The organism is Aureliella helgolandensis, assembly GCF_007752135.1.
Taxonomy (GTDB): domain Bacteria; phylum Planctomycetota; class Planctomycetia; order Pirellulales; family Pirellulaceae; genus Aureliella; species Aureliella helgolandensis.
Window position 1 is genome coordinate 4,275,841 of the sequence record NZ_CP036298.1, and the last position, 16,790, is coordinate 4,292,630.

Genomic DNA, 16,790 nt, shown 5'->3' on the forward strand with positions numbered 1-16,790 from the left:
CTCGGAAACATTCCAACGATGAACGACCTTGCCACGCCCTCCGAGACTCAGCCCAGTGGTGGTGAGTCAACTGATGTAAATCGACTCGAACTGACGCCACGCGTTATTGTCCTGGGACTGCTTCTATCGGTCGTGATGGGTGCGGCCAATGTTTACGTGGGGCTGAAGGCCGGGATGACCGTCTCCGCTTCGATCCCAGCGGCTGTCATGGCCATGCTGCTGTTCAAGTTGCTCTTTCGGCAATCCAGTATCTTGGAAGCCAACCAAGTACAGACGGCTGCATCTGCGGGCGAATCGCTGGCGGCCGGAATTATCTTTACGATGCCAGCCATGATCATGATTGGTTATTGGCAGACCTTCGATTTCTGGACGGTCTCCCTGGTTGCCTTAACCGGCGGACTGCTGGGCATTCTGTTCATGATCCCCATGCGCAAAGTCTTCGTGATCGACAATCCCGATTTGACGTATCCTGAAGGGGTTGCTTGCGCGGCGGTACTGAAGGCCGGGGCAGCGGACAAGGCGGAGTCCAACGCTGGGTTCAGCCTCATTGCAGGCGGAATTCTTGGCGTCATTTTCAAGCTGGCGGCCGGCTTCTTCGACGTCGTCAGCGAATCGTTGCAGACGGCGACCGCGACCGCCTCACGCATCTTCTATTTTGGGGGCGACCTCTCTCCCATGCTCGTGGCGGTCGGATTCATCGTCCGACTCAATGTCGCGTTGCTGATCTTTCTCGGAGGCGCTATTTCCTGGTTGATCGCGATTCCGTTGTATGGACACGCGGATCTGTTCGAGACTCCCCTGGACGGTGCATGGGATATCTGGAGCAATCAAATTCGTTACGTGGGGGTCGGCGCGATGGTCGTAGGTGGATTCAGTTCGCTCATCACAGTGCGCAAGGGACTGCTGGCAGCAGTCACCGAGTTGTGGAGCGGGATATCCCGGCCGAAGGAGTCGCAGACCAATTTGCAACGCGATATTCCCTCTGCCGTGGTGCTGGTTCTGGGGATTGCCTGCATCGTGATGCTAGCCGCCATCAATTATCGGTTTACCGGTGGGATCGGCATCACCGCTCTAGCGACCGTGGTGATGTTGGTCATGGGGTTCTTCTTCACCGCCGTGGCGAGCTACATCGTTGGACTCGTCGGCAACTCGAACAGCCCCGTTTCCGGGATGACCATCACCTCGGTGCTGGTCGCTGGTGGCTTGCTGTATTTGTTCAATTACTCAGGTATGGAGGCGATGGTCGCCACTCTCGGCATCGCGGCCATCGTATGTTGCATTGCGTGCACCAGCGGCGACGTGTGCAATGACTTGAAAACAGGTTCGCTCGTCGGTGCTGCACCGTTTCGACAACAGATCATGCAGATTTTGGGAGTGCTTGTGGCTGCGTTTGTGATGGCTCCCATCCTGACTTTGCTGCACAACAATACGGAAGGTGGGATTGGTGGTTCACTATTGCCCGCACCTCAAGCCAGTCTGTTTGCGGCCTTGGCCAAGAGCTTTTCGGGCGAGGGGACGCTTCCGTGGGGTATGATTCGCAACGGTGCGGTCATCGGATTCGCTATCTTGATCATTGACGCTTTTCTCAAGCAGCGAAAAGCCGCTTTCCGCATGCACCTCATGCCTATTGCGGTAGGTATGTATCTTCCCTTTGGATTGGCCACACCAATTCTCATTGGTGGGTTGATCGCCCATCTCTACTCGCGTCGAGCTCCAAAATCCGAACACGACCACGTATTGCATCGTGGCGTTTTGTTCTCATCGGGAGTTATCGCAGGCGAGGCGTTAACGGCAGTCGGCATCGCCTGTTGGGCGGCTATGGAGCTGAGTTCCCTGAAGATCCCCTTACCTGCACCGATCGTCACCGCGCTATCGCTAGCTGCCGCAGTCGCAATTGTCGCCTGTTTCGCTATCTTCGCAAAACCAGCGCAAGAAGAATAGCCAAGCGGTGATGCGTGGAGTTGGGGGCGTGACTATTGAGGAGATTGGCGGTTCGGGCGAGGCAACGGAGGGAGGTTTCGCGGTCCGGGGAACCGTGCTACGAGAGTGGGGGCTCTAGAGTTCGTCTGGAACCCACGGCAATGGTATCCAAGGGCGACGGGGAGCTTCACACGACCAAATTTAGAAAGCTGCCCGGGGCGCCCAATTCCCCTTTCAAGGCGGCGCGGAACTCCTCTAGATCAATACCGCTTTCCTCAAGGAGCCTGATGGCTTCTTCACGGCGACTGGTAAAAACAAACTCGTCTCCTTCCAGCTCAGCTCCACTGGTCTCGTCCGTCTCGCTGGTCTGTCCGGTCAGCTTCGCCAACAACTCCGGTACCAACTCGAGGATCTCCTCCTCGCTCATATGCGTTGCTCGTAACGCGGATTCTATGGATCCACCTGAATCCAATTCGAATTGGCGGGCCTGAGATTCCGTCTCCGATTCTCGGGCTGCTGGTGTTGAGTCTTCTCGAACCGCTGCGACTCCCAGCTCCCTTCGAGCGGGATCGATTTCCTCGGATGCTTGCAATCCGTGGACGGAATCAAGAATGGACGACTTGTCGGCGTAACCTCGCGGAGCCAGACCGCTCCCGATCAGCTCGTAATCTTCCCCCTGCCGCAACAGTTCTACCGCCCGAGAATCATCCACGCCAGAATGCTGCAGAGCGCGCGCTACAGCCACATCTTGCTGCTGGTGCGGTTCGGAACCGATAGCTTGAACTGCCACAAACGTCGAGTTCGATGAAACGTTCACGATGTTCTGCCCTCTCTGAGAAAGTTAACAGAATGATTCGAGTCGGAACACGCCCTCCCCAGGTAGATAAGGGAAGAGATGTCACCAGCGCGCAGTCCCAATGGGGGTCTGCGATATCGGGGGAGATTCTCAATCGGTAGCGCGTGACGGATGGTACATGGGGTGCATCAAGGCATGCTGAGAACGTGCTGCGAGCGGTTGTGAACCGTCGGGGCAACCCACTGTAGGACGCGTCCAATAGGTTCTCTACCTTGAAAGGCGGCCTGAGGCTCCAAGCAAAGCCGCCTATTGGGACGATTTCACGCGTCTTGCAATCCGGCCGGTTCGAATTGTAGGGGTTGCGGCAATTCTGCGGCCCAGTAATCTGCCAAGACAGGCGAGTTGGTGCTACCATGTGCGTTGCCCGAGCGTTCGAAGTGAGTAACACAGGCGACTTTCTTGTAGGCGACCATTCAACCGCATGGTGTTGCGTCCATAGGAGTACTGGTCGAGTTTTCTAAAACTGTCGCTCCTCTGAACGGAACCATTCACTCATGCGTATCCAGGAACAGTCGGCTCAACCACCGACTCGATCTAATGGGAGTCGATTTTGGTACGAGCAGGCTGGTATAAACTATTTTTAAGCCGACTGGTAACACGGCATTGGGCTGTCGTCATCGGGTGCTGGCTGGCCGTGGCTGTCTTGCTGCAGGTCGTCGCTCCGCGATGGAGTGATATCGCAGCAGATGGTGACTTGGCGTTCCTGCCCGGCAGTGTACCGAGTGCAATTGGACAAGCCGCTCTCGAAGATGCGTTTCCTGGTTCCCAAGCCAGGAGCCAGATGATCATGGTGTTTGCCAATCGGAGCGAGCCGTTGGCCAATGCCGATGTCGCCCTCGCCCTGGATATCACCCGCCGCCTCCATTGGATTGCGGCAGAAGCGGCCTGGTTGACTCTCCAGGAGCATTGGGCCGATCCCGCCGTGTCGGATGCGGTTTCAATTGAATCGCTGGGAGCCGAGCTGAGTGCACCCAATGCACCGCCCGCGGCGGACCTGCAAGTCGTTGCCTTGCGTGATTCGGTACTGATCGACATCGTGCGCGACAACTTGACGGAAGCTATTGAGATAGAGGAATCGCTCTCTCGTTTTTGGGGCAAAACCAAACCAGACATCCCGTTCAAGAGATTGCCCAATGCCTATTTGTTGCGGGGCGAGCTGCTGACGAGAACGGGAACCGAGCCGGAATTGGCTCAACAAGATTTAGATACTGCAAGCTTGATGCGCGAGCAGGGAACGCCGGTTCTGGATGCGACTCTACCGAATTGGGCGAGCAGCGCACGCGATGTTTGGTCTTGGCGGAATGCGGTGGTGGGCCACAAGCTGGGCGCGAACGAGAAACATGCGAGGCTGGTGACTATCCAGCTCCGAACCGACTTTACCGCGACTCGCAATATTGAAATCATCGCAGGCTTGGAAGAGCTCGTGGAAGCCCTGCGAGACGAGTACCAAGGCTTGCTCAGTCCCGAGTTTCAAGTCGAAGTCACCGGTTCAGCCGCAATCGGAGCTGACATGTTGCGTGCATCTGCCAGCGGTGTGCGTAAGACAGAGATTGTGACGATCGTCCTGGTCCTGATCATCTTGTCCTGTGTCTATCGAGCTCCGTTCCTCGTTGCCATCCCCATTACGAGCATTGCTTTGAGTTTGGTGGTGGCTACCGGAGTGATTGCAATCCTAGCGCGCGATCCGACCGATTCCCACAGTTGGGGCCTTGGGGTGTTTACGACGACGCGCATCTTTATCGTTGTTCTGTTGTTTGGCGCGGGTACCGACTTCTGCTTGTTCTTCCTCGCCCGAAATCGTGAATTGATGCAGGGGCGGGCGATCGCCACTCGACGACAACTGCAACGCATTGTGGCGAAATCTTGGCTCAGCGTGCACGATGCACTGGTAGCTAGTGCCCTGACGACCATCGTGGGACTCGCCCTAATGTGGTTTTCACGGTTCGAAAAATTTCAGTTCAGTGGCCCGATTATCGCCATATCGCTAGCGATCACCTTAGCGGTCTGCCTAACCTTCACGCCGGCTCTCTTGAGCGGATTGGGGAAAGTTGCGTTTTGGCCACTCCTCAACGCTTCCCGTCAGAACGGTTTGGCCCACGCCCAAAGATCAAACGATGCAGAATTGCAAGCAGTTGGGGCGGTTAGCAGCCATGAAAATTGCGAGGTTGAGAACTCGTTTTCCGCATCGGCTCGTTGGCCAAGGAACTATTGGGGGTGGTTAGCGGACCGCGTGGTGACGCATCCCTTTGTCGCACTCATTTTGGGCTTCAGTCTGTTGGCGGTGCCTGCCGTCTATGGTTTTGCACATCTAGGTCACGTGACTTACGACCTAGCCGAAGAGCTCTCCGAGTCCGCCGCTAGCCGTCGTGGTGCCAAACTGGTTTCCACGTTCTTTCCCACTCAAGATGGAAGCCCCATCACGATTCTCTTGACGCGTCCCCTTCCTTTTGGTTCGGAGGAGGAATTCCGCCGCGCCTGCGAAGAGCTTTCCATCTCGCTCTACACGCAGGGTGTCGATTCGGTTCGGAGCCTCACCGACCCGTTGGGAGACTATCCACCTGGGAAGCGAATGGGGCTGTTCGACAAGGACGCTTGGAGACGCAGACTGCTGCTTGGCCATCGCATTACCAAAGAACGCTATGTGAGCGCCGTCAATGCACTCGACTTACGCGTCGCTCGATTTGATATCGTCTTGAACGACAACCCATTTTCCATCGACGCCAGTGCCACACTAAAGAATTTACGTCATCAACTAGCTTCTGAGTCCGCTAGAGTGGAATCCCCCTGGCACAATGCGTCGGTGACCACTTCCGGTACCACCGTGGGAATCACCGATCTTCGGGAGATCACCCAAGCGGATCAACGCCGCATTCAGATTTTGGTCACCCTTGGCGTCTGGCTGGTCTTGCTAATCCTACTGAGACAATTTGTGCTATCGAGCTATCTGATCTTTACGGTCCTGCTCAGCTATTTTGCAACATTGGGAGTGACGTTTTGGGTCTTTTCAACCACTTACGGTGCAGACTATAGCGGCCTAGATTGGAAAGTCCCCTTGTTTCTCTTTGTGATTCTGGTGGCTGTAGGCCAAGATTACAATGTTTACCTGGTAACCCGAATTATCGAAGAACGTCGCACAGCCGGGCTGATTGACGGAGTCCGGCGAGCACTTTATCTGACTGGTGGAATCATTACCAGTTGTGGTTTCGTCATGGCTGGTACGTTCATTGCGATGACCAGTCCAGCCGTCTTTCATTGGTTGGCTCCCTTTCTTCCGATCGGTTGGGTCGATAGCCAGGCCCCTGTCTTGCGTGGAATTACAGAACTGGGATTTGCGCTTGCCTTTGGAGTCCTACTCGACACTCTGCTAGTGCGCAGTATCCTAGTACCATCCTTTGTCGTGCTGTGGCACGCGCGAGTCAAAAAAGCCAAACCTCACCAAGTCTAAGAGTAGGGTCTATGGAACGCCGAAACGTCACTCGTACACCCCAAGAGGTCCTTGCACTCTGTCGCGAAAAGGATGTGCGAGCCGTCGATCTCAGGTTTACCGACCTGATGGGCAAACAGCACCATCTGACCGTACCGGCGTCCCAACTCAACGAGCATGCATTCGCCGATGGGTTTGGTTTCGATGGGTCGAGCGTCCGTGGTTGGCAATCGATCGATGAGTCGGACATGCTGTTGGTTCCCCTACCTGATTCAGCGTGGATCGACCCGTTCACGAGCCTCTCGACCTTGGTACTGGCCTGCGCCATTCAAGACCCAATCACGCGCGAAGACTACGCGAGAGATCCGAGGATGATTGCCAAGCGGGCGGAAAACTATCTGCAAAGCACAGGAATTGCGGACTCCATCAGAATTGGTCCCGAAGCGGAGTTCTTTATCTTCGATGACGTGCAGTTTGATCAACGCGAAAACAGTGGCTTCTACCACATCGATAGCGGCGAGTCGTGGTGGAATCGCGGACGCGGTGAATCCCCAAACTTGGGGCATAAAATTCGGCATGGCCTTGGCAATATGTGCAGTCCTCCCAACGATCAGACAGGGGACCTGCGCGGCGAAATGATGCAGACCTTAATTGATTGTGGCATCGACGTAGAGTGTCACCACCATGAAATTGGCTCCGCAGGGCAAGCCGAAATCGACATTGGCTACGGCGGCCTGCTCGAGACCGCAGATAATTTGATGACTTACAAATACATCGTCAAGAACGTAGCCAAGAGGCATGGCAAGAGCGTTACCTTTATGCCCAAACCGGTGATGGGTGACAGCGGCAACGGCCTTCACGTCCACTTTTCACTGTGGAAGAACGAGGATCCGCTCTTTGCCGGCAAGGGCTATGCCGGATTGAGCGACGTGGGACTGTATGCAATCGGCGGCGTCCTCAAGCATGCACCTGCACTGCTGGCTATTACCAACCCTACGACCAACAGCTATAAACGGCTGGTACCCGGCTTTAAGGCTCCGGTGAATTTGACTTATTCGCAGCGCAATCGTTCCGCTGCATGTCGCATCCCGATGGTGAGTCCCAGCCCTCGCGCAAAACGCATCGAATTCCGCTGTCCGGATCCGAGTTGCAATCCCTACCTAGCCTTCTCGGCCATACTGATGGCTGCAATCGACGGTATTCAAAATAAGATTCATCCGGGCGATCCCATCGACAAGGACCTCTATGATTTGCCCCCCGAGATGGCAGATCGTGTCGCACAGACGCCCCGCAGTCTGGAGGAAGCCATGCAAGCCTTGGAGCAAGACTGCGATTTTCTGCTGCGTGGAGATGTGTTCACCGAAGATTTGCTGCTGAGCTGGATTGAGTACAAGCGCCAGCACGAAATCTTGCCAATGCAAATGCGTCCACACCCCTATGAATTCTGCCTGTACTATGATTCCTAGTTGGTTTCGAGAAGGCGTCCAAGGCGACTGCGGAATGTACACGAACCGATGATGGATGGCTTGAGTACCGCGGTAGAGTTCCTTCCCAACAGTGTAGCGACTCTGTTTTGGCAGCGGGTCCTACTCGAGGGACCGCACTCGTGCTTCGTGCACTTCGAAAACAACGCCCTGCGCGAATCGGATTGGTTGGAGGCTGGCGAGCGCGTTGGCCGCCTCTGTCGCTGGCTGATTCGGCAAGGAGCCAAGACCGGTGACCATGTCGCTAGCTGGCTTCCCAATTCGTACAACTGGATCTGCCTCGATCTGGCTTGCCAAACGCTCGGTGTGGTCCACGTCGCTATCGATGCGCGTGAGCGGCCCGCGCGCGTTCAGCACCTGGTCGAATTCTGCAACGCCCACTTGCTGGTCACATCGGAATTGCTGTCAGAGCTGGATTCTCACGATTCTGCTTCCAGGGCGACCAACGACACCAGAGTTGCTATTGCAAGCGGCGCGGACACCGTCCATCAAGAGGCCCGCGATTGGGAGCGGGCAGCGCGCGCCGTGCCAGCGGGCCACGCAGCGCAGATGCTCTTCACCTCTGGTTCTGTCTCACAGCCGAAAGGTGTGTTGCTCTCCCATGAGAGTTTAGTTACCAACGCAGCGGCCAAGTTGGATGCCGCCCCGCAATGTCCAACCGACGTGCGTTTGAACATTCTTCCATTCACGCACGCGTATGCACGGACTTGCGAACTATCGACTTGGATCCTCTCAGGCTGCGTGCTGGCCATCGCTGACAATTGGATCGACTTTGTCGCAAAGGCGGCTCGCCTGCAGCCCAGTCTCGTGAACTTGGTGCCGCATTTGGCCCGTAAGCTAGCTGGCCTATTGGAGCAAGATCCGCGGGCACTAGGCCAAAACTTGCGATTGTTGCAAGTCGGAGGGGCGCCCCTCACGCCCGAGTTGTGGTATCGTCTCGACTCCCTGGGCCTACCTCCGGTGCAGGGGTATGGATTGACCGAAGCAGGACCCGTTGTCTGTTCGAATCGTGTTGGTCAGCAGCGTCCGGGAACGATCGGACCGCCAGTGCGTGGTGTGGAAATTAGGGTCGACGCAGAAAATATACTCTGCGTGCGTGGACCCAATATCATGTTGGGCTATTGGAACGCGGCGAATCAAACCGCGACAGCAATCCGGGATGGTTGGTTGGTAACCGGGGACCTAGCCGAAATAGATTCCGATGGTTACGTGCGCATTGTCGGACGGGTATCGAACCAGATCGTCCTAACCACAGGCTACAAGGTCAATCCAGAAGAGCTGGAGCAAAAACTGCTGCACGACGAGCGTCTGGAACAGGTGCTGATTGTCGGTGAGGGGCGGGCTGAGCTCGGGGTACTCGTTCAACTGAGCAGGGTAGGGGAGCGTCTGCTGGATGCTGAATTGCCTGCCCACGAAAGGCCCTCCCCCGGCAGGAGTGCCATGCCTGGTACGCAGCCAGGGAGTCGTGTGCTCAGGTCCAGCGACCGCGACGTGCAGCGTGAGCGACTGGGAGAGGAAATTCTATCACGTATGTCTCTGCTGCTGAGCGAATTGCCTCAGCACATGCATCCCCGACGAATCGCATTCTTTCCGGTCCCCCCGTCTGCTGAGCAAGGCACCACCACGCTCAAAGGAACCCTTTGTAGGCAGGTTGCATTGGCACGGTACCGGGAGTGCATCGACAACCTTTTTGCCAGCGTCCGGTAAATAGCCACAACGCGTGGAATGCGGGCGATGTGCACGGCTCCGAAATCTCCTCCTGCTCCTTACAACGCTGGCAGTAATCGCCAGATCCACTGTGCAGAAAGCGCGAGCACGAGGATGACGAGTCCTAGCTGATTCCCCCCTAAGCAAGACTGCAACATCGCGCGGCAGCCATCGCGTGACAGCAACCGCCTGGAGGGCTCGAACGGTGACAAGTGGCTTCCCACGCCCAAGAGTGCCAAGGGGATTTGTAGCCAGGTATAAGCGAAGACGAGTATCCCGGCGGGACTCAGCTGCCAAGCCGCAGAAAAGTTCCCGTGCATCAGGTGAATAAAGGAACGCGTCAGCCCGCAGCCTGGGCAATCGAGGCCGAAACGGGCATGCATCATGCAAGTCTCGGGGACGACGATGGCCGCACCGGGAAGCAGAACGTCTCGCTCCGCCCCCACAGACAACAACGCCGCAGTCACCAAAATGCCCGCAGCCGAGAGGCCCCAGAGCGCATAGGTCCAAAGCGGAAGGGCGGCATTCACATTCCTACTAGCTGGCGTCACAGCGTGCCACCTGATATCTCCTGCGTTTAGCGACTGTGGTCGACGGTTGACTGGAAACTGCTCACGTGTCCAGGCTCATTGATGGATGGCCCAGGCGTTCCGCTATCTTGTCCAATACGGAGGACAAAGGACCATAACAATGCAATCACAGCCAACAGTACCACAAGCTCAATGTAGGTTTCACGCTGCAATTGGGAGCCGAGCTCGCTGAGCGGAGCTTCAATTGAACTTGCGCGTTCTTGCACGAGCACCCAAAGATCGCTGAGCGGCCTCTGCGAGTCGCTCATCGAGGAAGCTCTGGGGAGCTGGACTTGTTGCATGGCAGCGATCCACTCTCCGGTGAAGTCACCTCCATTGGGAAACTCGGAAGCGGGGTCGATATAATCGATGACCCCTTCGGAGGACTGCAATCGCTCGACTTGATGTTCGCTCATTTGTGGCATGGACGAATGCTTCATGGTCTCGCGATCCATGGCTTGAATCAAAGGATGCTGTAGCAGCGTCCCCTTCTGGTTTCCATCGCGGACGTCGACCAAGGCTGCGAACCGCGAACGGCTATTGGGATCGCTGGCCTCACTGAGCAATTCAAAATCCCCGAGGTTCATCGTCAGGACTAAGACCCCGATGGGAATGACATCCTCGGGCGGTTGGACCAGGTCATCGGCGTACTCATGCTCCTCCCAGATCGGTACACTTACGCCAATCTTCCACTTGCCAGTCGACGTACTGCGAAACGAGGAAGACAGCCGAGTGCCGCGTGTCGGTTGAACTTGAGAGCGATCTAAATTCTGGGGACTGTCAGAACGCTGCCCATTGAAGTAACTGCGGTAGGCAAAGTTGCGTCCCACCGGACTGCTCTCGGTTTGATCATTCGGGTCCGCAAAGGTAATCCCCAAGTTGGTGCCTTGGGCGTCGGTAATGAAGATACTGTTGAACAGGGCGGCGCCACTGCCATCCCCTTCTTGTGCTCGCATTTCCTGCAGTCGACGTCGCAGGTAGTCTTCCAATTCTTGACGCGCATCGAGCGCTATCAACTCCTTAAAGGCTTGCGGGTGTGGCTTACCGTCGGCGAGCTGCTCCAGTTGCGGCCGCGCCTGCTCGGTAACCTTCAAAAGCAGGCCAGTCAGCTCCTCCCGTCGCGTTTCGGAAGCGACGAGGCGGAATAGAATATCGATCTCGCTTTCAAGTGTTTTGGCCGCAAACTTGGCCGCAAATTGATTGCTATCCAAAGACCGTTGCTGAATCCGCTGGAGCGCACCCTCCTTCGCCACCGAGATGCTACGCGCCGAGAACAGCATCATCAACAATAGTAGCAATATGGGGCCGACGATTCCCAGCAGGTAAAGTGGACGGCGAGTTCTGGCGCGCTCCCAATTATCGATGGCCCCGATGACCTGTTGAACGTTTTGAAAGCGATCGAGCGGCCGTACCGCTAGGCAGCGATCGACAATCTGACACAACCCCTTGTCAATTCCTCGACGGCGGTAGTGCAACCTCGGCTTGGGAGCCTTCCGAATGGTCTCTCGGTAGCGTTGTAGGCGGTTGGGGAGCGAATTGGCGGTATCGAGTGTTTCGACCACTTCGGGTGTGCGATAGGGGGGGCTTCCCACCAGCATGCTGTAGGCGATCGAGCCGAGGGCGTAAACATCCCATGCGGCATCTGGAGCCGCGCCCAAGTCGGCTTGCTCGGGAGCCATGTAGAACAAAGTCCCCAGCGAGGGGGTCTGCTCATCCGACATCCGGCTCTGACCAAAATCGGCCAATCGAGGCCGCCAGTCGTGATCCAACAGGATGTTGGCCGGCTTCAGATCGCAATGCAACACCCCTTTGCTGTGCGCGAAACTGAGACCGTCGGCAATCTCGCGGAGCATCCTGACGGTTTCGGAGATGGAGAGCGAACCACGCGCGCGGACCATATCCTCTAGAGAGCCTCGCTCCAAATGCTCCATGACATAGTAGGGGGGTTCCGCCTCCCAGCCGACACCCAGGACTTGAACGATGTAGCGTCCCGTCGACATGTTGACCAAGTGCTTGACCTCGCGGCGAAGCAGCGACCAATCGACACCGCTACGGTGCAAATAGAACTTAACCGCTACCGGACGTCCCGTATTGAGATCGAATCCTTGCCAGACTTCTCCAAACGCACCTTGCCCCAGCAACTTCTCAATTCGATAACCAGGGATTTCTGCCGGAGGAGTGGTCGATTGCAGGCTGAGCTTCTCAGAGCGTTGCAAGCCACCGAGTGATTGTTGCTGTGTGTAATCAGAATTCATTCGCCGCCGTGCCGTGTGGTTGGAATCTGCCCAGAGACCGTCCCTCGCGTCTGCCACTTAGACGCCGCGTCCGCCCTTCAGACGCTTACTCTACAGCTTAGCAATTGTGGCGGCACCACCAAAGTCGGGCTACAGTCTGCCAAGCATGAGAATCTGGATGAAAGCGCCAGAACGCTTCCGACGAACACATCCAGTGGGGGGATCCAGCCTCCTTAAATGAAATGAAATTCCTAACTCTCCCGTTGTAGCGATTCTATCAATGGTGGTGTCTTCGTGAGGGACAAAGATTCTGTAGACCAAGCTAAGGAAGCGTCATTCGTCAGAATCGCAGCCTAGTTTTTCGTAGGTTCCCGCCGGGACACGACCTAGGCAGTGCCATCTCCAAGTTTCATCGACAGTTTCCTCAGCTAGCAAACGCCAGCATTCGGATAGACAAAGCGAGAACAATGAGCAGTATTCCCCCGACGTCCGATGCTGAAGCGGCCCGTTTGCGGAACCAATTCATCGTTGGGGCGCCCGCCGAGCACGGAGACGTGGCGAAAGCGAGTAAGAGTCTCGTAGCTCGCCTGCGAATTCTTGCGAAACGCGGTTGGCCGCTGGTGGTCGCCAGCGTCGCGTCGTGCGGTATCGGCTTCATGGTTTGTGCCTGGAGTGGCTCCGCACCGGACGCAGTGAGCGAGATTCAACAGCCGCAGACCGAGCGGCCACTCTATGTTGCCGCGATCAATCGTCGCAACGAGCCGATCTCACCGTTGGTCCCCTTTAAAGAATTGGACCCGGAGATTGTCCTGCTGGGCAAGAAACTGTTCCATGAACCTGCGCTCTCCGGCAACGGACGCGTCGCTTGTTCAACTTGCCACATCGTAGCCCAGGGGGGCGACGATGGTCTCAAGGTTTCCAGGGGCGTCAATGGCAGCGAGGGAAAGTTCAACGCCCCCACCGTTCTCAATGCGGCTTACAATTTTGCTCAATTCTGGGATGGCCGGGCGCGGACTTTGGAAGAGCAGCTTGATGGCCCCATCACCAGCCCGATGGAAATGGGTTCCAGTTGGCCACGAATCATCAAATACTTGAAGAACAACGATGCCTACGCCGCTCAGTTTGAACAGCACATGGGAGGAAGTCCGACCGAGGATAGAGTTCGCGAGGCACTCGTGACCTACGAACGCTCGCTCATCACGGTCGGAGACCGGTTTGATCAATGGCTGGGCGGCGACGAAGCGGCGCTCAATGCTGACGAATTCAACGGCTACCATCTCTTTGTCACCATGAATTGCATCGCCTGCCACCAAGGTCCCGCAGTGGGGGGCAACATGTTCCAAAAACTAGGGCGCATGGAAGCCTACTTCAAGGACCAGGACACAGCCAGTACCATCGATTTAGGACGATTCAATACAACCCAAGACGAAGTCGATCGCCATGTATTCCGAGTTCCAACCTTGCGCAATATCGCCATGACTGCCCCTTTCTTTCACGATGGCTCGGTTGGCACGCTTGAAGAGGCGGTCGCCATCATGATTGAATATCAACTGGGCAAAGAAGTCCACGAGGAAGAGGTGCGTCGCCTCGTCGCGTTTCTCAGAACTTTGACCGGATCGATTCCAGATTAATGGGGCCGCTGCGTGGCACGCCACTCGCCATGTTACCGCCGCCCCGACCTGCACTCCAACTTCGTAAGCGGTCTAGATTGGACTGACTGGAGAGCCAGTGCATTGGAGAACCAGTGGAGGGGCCATTGGCAAGGTCGCGTCCCACCCATCATACAAGGGCGGCAATCGCAATCGGCGTTGCCTGCGATGCAGCTTGCGTATTCAGCCAGCGTGACACGAAAGTCGCCAGCGATTGCGGCTATGCCAGCAGATCTCGAATCACGCGGCCATGCACGTCGGTCAAGCGGAAATCGCGTCCTGCCCAGCGGTAGGTAAACCGTTCGTGATCAAAGCCCAACAAATGCAACAGCGTGGCATGCAGATCGTGGACATGCACGCGATTCTCGATGGCCTTGAATCCAAACTCGTCAGTTGCACCATAGACGGAGCCGCCACGCACCCCTCCCCCGGCCAACCACATTGTAAACCCCCAGTGGTTGTGATCACGTCCGTTCACTTTGCCTTGATTGCTTCCCTCCTTGGGAAGCTCGACCGTGGGGGTTCTACCGAACTCGCCACCCCAAATCACCAATGTGTCTTCCAGCATTCCGCGTTGTTTGAGGTCACTGAGGAGTGCACCAATGGCGCGATCGGACTCGCCCGCGAGCGCTCGGTGTCGGGTCTCTAGGTCGTCGTGATTGTCCCAGGGCTGGCCAGCCCCATGCCATACCTGCACATACCGCACGCCATGTTCGACCAGTCGCCGTGCGATGAGCAACTGTCGCGCCTGAACCCCTGGTCCGTAGGCATCGAGTACATGCTGTGGTTCGCGCGATACGTCAAACACTTCAGAGGCTTCGCCTTGCATCCGATAGGCAAGTTCAAACGACTGAATGCGGGATTCCAATTGCGGATCGGCATCGCGTTGCGCCTGATGCATTCGATTTAAGTGTTGAATGAAATTGAGTTGCCGTCGCTGAAGATCGGTGGAGATACGCTGGTTATGGATGTATTCCACCAACTTCTCTACCGTTTCGTGCTTGGTGTCAATGTAAGTCCCTTGAAAGACTCCGGGTAGAAAACCGGCTTGCCAATTCTGGGACTCCTGGATGGGATATCCCCCTGGACACATGGCGATAAATGCGGGGAGATTCTGGTTGTCGGTGCCTAACCCGTAAGTCATCCAGGCGCCCATGCTGGGCCGGACCAATCGGGATTCACCGGTGTTCATCAGCAGCAGCGAGGGCTCGTGATTGGGAACATCGGCGTGCATCGATCGGATCACGCACATGTCGTCGGCGTGTTGCGCTGTGTGTTTGAACAGTTCACTTGCTTCCAGTCCACTCTCTCCGTAGCGTTGAAACCGAAAGGGAGACGGGAACAGCGCGCCGGTTTTGCGCTCGGTTCGCGGAGTTTCACCGGGCATCGGCTGTCCGGCGTACTTTTCTAGCGCTACCTTGCGGTCGAACGTATCAACATGGCTGGGACCGCCATTGGCAAAAATGTGGATTACCCGCTTGGCTTTGGCTGCAAAATGCGGTTGTTTGGGCAGCAACGGGTTTACCCCGGCATGGGGCGACGCTTCGCTGGCTGACGCTTCTTCACCGAGCAAATGAGCCAAGGCTAGTCCACCGAATCCCATGCCCGACCGCTGCAACAGCTCGCGCCGAGTAAGGCTACAACTGGGGCTGGATGACGGGCTGGCGAGCTGAGGGCGTGGAACCTGGTTCGACATGAAAGTTAACTTGACAACGTGTGGGGGAGGGAAATACGGTCGGCGGGGGATTCAGTAGCAGGGGGGAGACACCTCCCCATTATAAACCAACTTAGGCGGGCGGATACGCGGGCAACGTCAGTTGTTGGACACTCGGTGGAATCACGTACATCGCGGGTTTGTTCCAGTCGCTGCACGTTGACTGCACGTTGACTGCACGTTGACTGCACGCTGTTTGTGGCTTCTGGGGGAACAGCCTTGCAACTTCATGGACTGTTGATTTTAGAGCATGGTTGATTTTGCCGTGAAGACAGGCACTCAAAATGCGTTTCAGCGGCGATCACTCTTCTTGCCTCGCGCTGCGGATTGCTATTTCAACTGGGCTTTTCAGTCACGGGGTGGCGGCCGAACCTCCTCCCATGGTCAAAGCCGCCGCAATAAAACCACCGCCAATTGCGACTCCAATCACCGCCGCCAGCACTACAGGCACGGTGGACTTGATCTTGAAAATTCTCCGGGTGTCCTCTTTGTAAACCAGCATCGTCAGTCCCAGTATCACGACGACCGGAATCATACCAACAAAAAACCGCCCTTGATCGAAGCCCGTAGAGAGGCCCATGCCCAGCGTAAAAAGGCGATCCACGCTGAGAAACGCAAAGCCGATCGCCATTAAGAACCATCCCCAAGCTTGCTTGAGCATGACGCCAACGCCGCCGCCCAAGAGAATGATCGCGACCACGCTGAGAGCAGCGATGGCAACTCCCAGCCCCGATTTGACCAAAGGCACCGCACTTTCGAGTTCGCTTAAGGAAACCACACTGGCGGCAAGAATTCCCACGAGTCCAAGCATACCCAGCCCGTTGAGGATGGAGACGATAGCGACAAAGATGACGCCGCCATTCAACTTTCCGGGCTTGGTCGTCTGCTTCTGGGCAGCCTCGGACTGATACTTCCGCAACGATTTTGCATCGCTGTTGTTCTTGACGGGGGAGTAAACCTTCTGGAATGGGTCGGTTCGCTCGAAGTCCGCATCGGTTAAATCGTCAAAGACGGCGTTCATCCCCGACCCCTGATCGGCCGCTGCCGCAGCGGAGCTGGCTTGGGGTTTCGCGGCCGGCACCGTGATTGTCTGCCCACACTTGCATTTGCCGCTTTTGCCCGCCATTTTGTCATCAACGGTTCTCACATTTTTGCAGTGGGGGCAAGCAAATTTAATGGGCATCAGTGCGTATCTCTGGTAATTGCTTGGACTGAACAAAACATTAGGTCAAT

The 16,790-nt window shown here is 56.3% G+C and carries 10 protein-coding genes; 5 read left to right on the forward strand and 5 right to left on the reverse strand.

The window, feature by feature from the left end:
* Positions 1-18 precede the first annotated feature (18 nt).
* Positions 19-1,941 (forward strand): OPT family oligopeptide transporter, encoded by a 1,923-nt coding sequence (locus Q31a_RS15175; RefSeq protein WP_145079457.1) that lies wholly within the window; start codon positions 19-21, stop codon positions 1,939-1,941.
* A 166-nt stretch (positions 1,942-2,107) separates the two neighbouring features.
* Here Q31a_RS15175 and Q31a_RS15180 read toward each other — a convergent pair whose 3' ends face one another.
* Complete coding sequence (locus tag Q31a_RS15180) at positions 2,108-2,737, reverse strand: hypothetical protein (protein ID WP_145079460.1); 630 nt, start codon at positions 2,735-2,737, stop codon at positions 2,108-2,110.
* A 589-nt stretch (positions 2,738-3,326) separates the two neighbouring features.
* Here Q31a_RS15180 and Q31a_RS15185 point away from each other — a divergent pair.
* Genes Q31a_RS15185 through Q31a_RS15195 form a run of 3 tightly spaced genes read left to right on the forward strand, consistent with a single transcriptional unit; the run spans position 3,327 to position 9,391 of the window.
* Positions 3,327-6,221, forward strand: coding sequence for an MMPL family transporter (locus tag Q31a_RS15185; protein WP_145079464.1), 2,895 nt, complete (start codon positions 3,327-3,329; stop codon positions 6,219-6,221).
* Between the two features lie 11 nt (positions 6,222-6,232).
* Complete coding sequence (gene glnA / locus Q31a_RS15190) at positions 6,233-7,666, forward strand: type I glutamate--ammonia ligase (RefSeq protein ID WP_145079467.1); 1,434 nt, start codon at positions 6,233-6,235, stop codon at positions 7,664-7,666.
* Positions 7,667-7,726: 60 nt separating this feature from the next.
* A complete protein-coding gene (locus tag Q31a_RS15195; protein ID WP_197355299.1) occupies positions 7,727-9,391 on the forward strand; it encodes an AMP-binding protein in 1,665 nt (554 codons plus the stop codon).
* 59 nt (positions 9,392-9,450) lie between these two features.
* Here Q31a_RS15195 and Q31a_RS15200 read toward each other — a convergent pair whose 3' ends face one another.
* Positions 9,451-9,921, reverse strand: coding sequence for a DUF2752 domain-containing protein (locus Q31a_RS15200; RefSeq protein ID WP_145079473.1), 471 nt, complete (start codon positions 9,919-9,921; stop codon positions 9,451-9,453).
* 47 nt (positions 9,922-9,968) lie between these two features.
* A complete protein-coding gene (locus Q31a_RS15205; RefSeq protein WP_145079476.1) occupies positions 9,969-12,215 on the reverse strand; it encodes a protein kinase domain-containing protein in 2,247 nt (748 codons plus the stop codon).
* A gap of 446 nt (positions 12,216-12,661) precedes the next feature.
* Between Q31a_RS15205 and Q31a_RS15210 the strand changes: the two genes are divergently transcribed.
* Positions 12,662-13,825, forward strand: a complete 1,164-nt coding sequence (locus Q31a_RS15210; RefSeq protein WP_197355301.1) for a cytochrome-c peroxidase — start codon at positions 12,662-12,664, stop codon at positions 13,823-13,825.
* Between the two features lie 238 nt (positions 13,826-14,063).
* On the opposite strand, the gene Q31a_RS15215 is transcribed toward Q31a_RS15210, so the two are convergent.
* Together Q31a_RS15215 and Q31a_RS15220 are read right to left on the reverse strand one after the other, a co-directional pair.
* Entirely contained in the window at positions 14,064-15,539 is a 1,476-nt protein-coding gene (locus Q31a_RS15215) for a DUF1501 domain-containing protein (RefSeq protein ID WP_145079479.1), read from the reverse strand.
* Between the two features lie 370 nt (positions 15,540-15,909).
* Positions 15,910-16,740, reverse strand: a complete 831-nt coding sequence (locus Q31a_RS15220; protein ID WP_145079482.1) for a zinc ribbon domain-containing protein — start codon at positions 16,738-16,740, stop codon at positions 15,910-15,912.
* Positions 16,741-16,790 lie beyond the last annotated feature (50 nt).

What these genes read in the sequence shown, in the direction of transcription:
- Q31a_RS15175 (WP_145079457.1), top strand. Translation starts at nt 19, where the DNA reads ATGAACGACCTTGCCACGCCCTCCGAGACTCAGCCCAGTGGTGGTGAG.
- glnA (WP_145079467.1), top strand. Translation starts at nt 6,233, where the DNA reads ATGGAACGCCGAAACGTCACTCGTACACCCCAAGAGGTCCTTGCACTC.
- Q31a_RS15205 (WP_145079476.1), bottom strand. Translation starts at nt 12,215, where the DNA reads ATGAATTCTGATTACACACAGCAACAATCACTCGGTGGCTTGCAACGC.
- Q31a_RS15210 (WP_197355301.1), top strand. Translation starts at nt 12,662, where the DNA reads ATGAGCAGTATTCCCCCGACGTCCGATGCTGAAGCGGCCCGTTTGCGG.
- Q31a_RS15215 (WP_145079479.1), bottom strand. Translation starts at nt 15,539, where the DNA reads ATGTCGAACCAGGTTCCACGCCCTCAGCTCGCCAGCCCGTCATCCAGC.
- Q31a_RS15220 (WP_145079482.1), bottom strand. Translation starts at nt 16,740, where the DNA reads ATGCCCATTAAATTTGCTTGCCCCCACTGCAAAAATGTGAGAACCGTT.